General features: G+C 50.4%; 1 protein-coding gene. It reads right to left on the bottom strand.

Annotated elements, in window-relative coordinates:
* On the bottom strand, positions 1-1,124 hold a 1,124-nt coding region (locus ACIDE9_RS14155), incomplete at both ends, for a calcium-binding protein (protein WP_411995304.1).

The raw sequence follows: 1,124 nt of genomic DNA, 5'->3' as shown, positions 1-1,124 counted from the left end.
GCTTTAACGAGGTCAATGCCTTCATTTGCAGCTTCAATGACTTCATCATCTTCATCATCGACGATATAAGTATCGTTGCCTTTGCCACCGATGAGCGTGTCCGCACCAGCGCCGCCATCGAGGATGTTGTTAGCAGCATTACCTGTGATGATGTTGTCTAAACCATTACCGGTGCCATTGATCGCAGCGGTGCCAGTCAGTTCCAGGTTCTCAATGTTTGCGCCTAGCGTATAACTGACGCTGGCCTTGACGAGGTCAGTGCCCTCATTCAAGTCTTCGGTCACGATATCAGCGATGTTATCGACGATGTAAGTATCATCACCATCTCCACCGATCATAGTATCTGCGCCTGCACCGCCATTAAGGATATCGTCGCCAGTGCCCCCGGTCAGGATGTTAGCGGCAGCGTTACCAATTAGAGTGTTGCCTAAGTTGTTACCTGTGAGGTTGAGCTTGGTTGAGCCTGTTGCAGAAGCATCCAGTATCTCAATGTTAGCCCAATCGCCAGTGAGTGAAAGCTCTGCGGTAGTAGCGAGTGCAGCGGTGCCGCGCAGTTTAATGGTATCAATGCCATCAGTTGTGCCATTAAACTCTTCTACTGTATCTTCAATCGAAAGAATTCCGGCTGTGGCTTTGAGGTCCAAAATGTAGGTGTCATTACCTTCGCCACCACGCAGGGTGTCTACTCCAGCGCCGCCATCAAGGATGTTATCTGCATCATTGCCAGTGAGAGTGTTAGCGAGTGCGTTACCTGTGAGGTTGAGTTTGGTTGAGGCTGTATCTGAAGCATCAAGATTCTCGAGGTTAGCGCCTAGGGTGAGAGTGGTTGCGTTAATGTGATCAAAGTTACCACGTAACTTGACGGTGTCATCGCCTGCATTGGCAACTTCAGTGATGGTGTCTTGCAGTGCGACCCTGTATGCAGCGGCATTGGTGCCGGTCTGAATGAGGTCGACGATGTAGATATCATCACCGGCCCCACCGATGAGTTTGTCTACGCCATCGGCGCCATCGAGGATGTTATTGCCAGCATTGCCTGTGATGGTGTTTGCCAGCGCATTGCCAGTGCCATTGATATGATCATTGCCGGTAAGCGTCAGGTTTTCGACAAAGTCAGTGAGTTC

This window comes from Methylophilus sp. 'Pure River', from assembly GCF_046765995.1.
Classification (GTDB): domain Bacteria; phylum Pseudomonadota; class Gammaproteobacteria; order Burkholderiales; family Methylophilaceae; genus Methylophilus.
Note: the sequence above shows the minus strand (reverse complement) of the source record. Positions and strands in the feature narration are given on the sequence as shown.